The 3234-nt window shown below is 60.1% G+C and carries 3 protein-coding genes; 1 reads left to right on the forward strand and 2 read right to left on the reverse strand.

Annotated features, from left to right (window positions below; all coding sequences use genetic code 11):
* On the forward strand, window positions 1–779 hold a 779-nt coding region (locus AC1DH9_RS25755), incomplete at its 5' end, for an HDOD domain-containing protein (protein WP_477809035.1).
* 129 nt (window positions 780–908) lie between these two features.
* On the opposite strand, the gene AC1DH9_RS25760 is transcribed toward AC1DH9_RS25755, so the two are convergent.
* A complete protein-coding gene (locus AC1DH9_RS25760) occupies window positions 909–1898 on the reverse strand; it encodes a GGDEF domain-containing protein (RefSeq protein WP_477809036.1) in 990 nt (329 codons plus the stop codon).
* Window positions 1899–2143: 245 nt separating this feature from the next.
* A partial coding sequence (gene desA / locus AC1DH9_RS25765; protein WP_477809037.1) for a delta-9 fatty acid desaturase DesA occupies window positions 2144–3234 on the reverse strand: 1091 nt, incomplete at its 5' end.

Below are 3234 nucleotides of genomic sequence, written 5' to 3' on the forward strand. Positions count from 1 at the left end.
GCATGACCTTGTCGACCTTCCTTGAGCGTCGGCGTGAGTTGGCGGACGGCGCGCCGTTGCTCACGGACGTGCAACTGGCGGTCAAGCGCAGCCTGAATCCCGATGGCCTCGATCTGAAGCTGCTGGAAGAAGAAGTGCGCACAGACCCGMAGATCACTGCGGTGCTGATCGCCGCCGCCAACAGCGCCTCGCAGCACCTTGGCGATACCGTGCAGACCGTGTCCCAGGCCTTGAACCGCCTGGGCACCGGACAAAGCATGAACCTGATCGTTGGCCTGGCCCTCAAGCGCAGTGCGAAGCTGAGTGATCCGTGCCTGGCCGATTACGCCGAGCGCTACTGGGAGCTGTCACTGCACACCGCAGAATACGGACGGAGCCTGGCGCGCTTGCTTGATCTCGATCAGGAGCGTTGCTATTGCGCCGGCATGCTCCATCGTCTCGGCGATCTGGCGCTGTTGCGTTGCTTGCAGGAGTGGAAACAGGCGGGGGGCGAACTGGACGAACTGGAAGAAGTCGGCGACGCACTGGCTGAATTTGGCGCGGCCTATGGTTCGGCGTTGCGTACTCGCTGGCGGCTTCCGTTGGAGTTGCGAGAGCTGATTGCGGCGGTCTATCAGCTCGGTGGCGGGGTGTATTCCCGTGAAGCGCTGGTGATGAACCTGGCGGCGCAACTCGCTCGCCTGACCGAGCATGAAGGCGTTGAAGAACTGGCCAAAAGCCGAACGGCGCGTCTGCTCAAAATCGGCCTGCCGGAATTGATGCGCCTGCGCAAAAAGTAAACCTGACACAAACCCTGTGGGAGCGGGCTTGCTCGCGAAGAGGACTTCAAGACCGCCAAAAGCTTCGCGAGCAAGCGAACGTCGCCCGGCCCTTCCCACATTAGTTCTGTGTTGACTCTGGATTTTGCTTCAGCCGGAGACTATTCGGTTCTTGCCCTGGCGTTTGGCTCGATACATCGCGGCATCGGCGCGGGCGTACAGGCTGTCGACGGTCGCATCTTCAGCCGTGAGGCTGGTCAGGCCCTGGCTGATGGTGATGCCAAACGTCTGCCCGTCATGGCTGAAACTCAAACGCTGGATTTCCCGTTGCAGGCGCTCGGCGACCTGTCTCGCCATCTCTGGCGCGCAGCCGGGGAATACCGCTGCAAACTCTTCACCGCCAATGYGCCCGAACAGGTCACCACGGCGCAATGCCGCGCGCCCGCATTCAGCGAGCTGTTGCAGCACCTGGTCGCCTTGCTGATGGCCGTACGTGTCGTTGATGAGTTTGAAGTCATCGATATCCAGCAACAGAAACGCCAGCGGTGAACCTTGCAGGCGGGCCTGTTCAAACTCGCGGCTGGCGCATTCGAAGAAGTGTCGGCGGTTGCTGCTTTGGGTCAGCACATCGGTGGTGGCGAGGCGTTGCAGCTCGGTTTCCAACTGCTTCTTTTCGGTAATGTCCTCGGCGAAGCCGACCACGATCAGCGGTTGCCCGGGTTCGGCCTGACGATTGATGAAGCACTTGTCGCTGAGCCAGCGCATCTGGCCGTCGGCAGCGATGATTCGATACTCGCGGTCTTCAACGGCACCTTTTTCGAGCACCTGGGCCAGGCTGCGTTCGGCATAGTCCAGATCGTCCGGGTAAACGCTGTCGCGCCATTGGTGATAGTCAGCCAGCAACAGGCCGGCGGAGCGACCGAAAATACGTTCATAGGCCGGGCTGACATACAGCACCTGACGTGTTTCCCAGTTGAACGCCCAGAGCACGGCATTGACGCTGACCAGCAGCGAACTGAACAACTGCTCACGTTCGCTCAGACGCGCGACCTCGCCCTGGGCATGCATCAAGGCCATCAGGGTTTGCGCGGCCTCGGGCCACTGTGGGAGGGACAGGTCTTCTGRATTCTTATTGACCATCGGCACAAATCTCAAAGGGCGTGCCGCGAGTTCGACAGCGGCCACAACAAAGCCCGCCTGGGTGGCGAAGTGCTCTTTGAGATAGGGGATTTGAAGCTTAGTTCCCGTTTTTTGTGGCGAGGGAGCTTGCTCCCGCTGGGCGGTATACCGCCCCAATCTGGCGACTGCGTTTTGTCAGTTAAAACGTGTCGCCAGGATTGCGAATGCTCTGCATTCGAGCGCGAGCAAGCTCGCTCGCCACAGGGTCAGGCGGGGCGTAGGGAGTAGGTTTTCAACTGGTGGGCGAAGTCGCGCAGCGATTGAATACCGCTGGCTTCGGCTTCGTGGACCCAGTCCTTGATGGCCGCCAGCATGTCGTGGCCATTTGAGCTGGTCTTGATCCAGATCTGCTGCAAGGCCAGGCGTTTCTCGTAAATTACCTTCAGTGCGTGGCTGTGCTCGAGCATGGTCTGGATGCGCACATGGTGCTTGTCATCCAGCAGGCTGGTTTCTCGCGAGAGCAGGCGCTTGGCGCGATGGAATTGGTGGCGAACCGAATGGTCGACCTTTGCCAGCTCTTGCTTGACCAGCGGACCGATCACCAGCTTGCGGTACTGGGCCATGATCTGGAAGCGGTTGTTGAGGATCGCCATGGCGGTGTCCATGTCCAGGCTGCCTTTGCCTTCGACACGGTGGGCGATCGGCGCAACCCGCTGAACCTTGGCCAGGCGCAGGAAGCTGAAGACCTGGATCCACGCCCAGCCAAGGTCGAATTCCCATTTCTTCACCGACAGTTTTGCCGAGTTAGGGTAGGTGTGATGGTTGTTATGCAGTTCTTCACCGCCGATCAGAATGCCCCAGGGCACCAGATTGGTCGCCGCATCACGGCATTCGAAGTTGCGGTAGCCAACGGCATGGCCCAGGCCATTGACCACGCCAGCGGCCCAGACCGGGATCCACATCATCTGGATGGCCCAGACGGTGATGCCGATAGTGCCGAACAGCAGCAGGTCGATGACGGCCATGATCGCCACACCCAGCAGCGGATAACGGCTGTAGAGGTTGCGTTCGATCCAGTCTTCAGGGCAGTTCTTGCCGTAAATGCGCAGGGTTTCGGGGTTCTCCGCTTCGGCGCGGTACAGCTCGGCACCTTTGCGCAAGACCGTGGACAGGCCTTTGATCACCGGGCTGTGCGGGTCGTCGACGGTTTCGCATTTGGCGTGATGCTTGCGGTGGATGGCAGTCCACTCGCGGGTGTTCTGCGCCGTGGTCAGCCACAGCCAGAAACGGAAAAAGTGTTTAAGACCCGCATTGAGCTCAAGGGAGCGATGGGCTGAATAACGATGCAGATAAACCG

The organism is Pseudomonas sp. 05T35 (genome assembly GCF_056396605.1).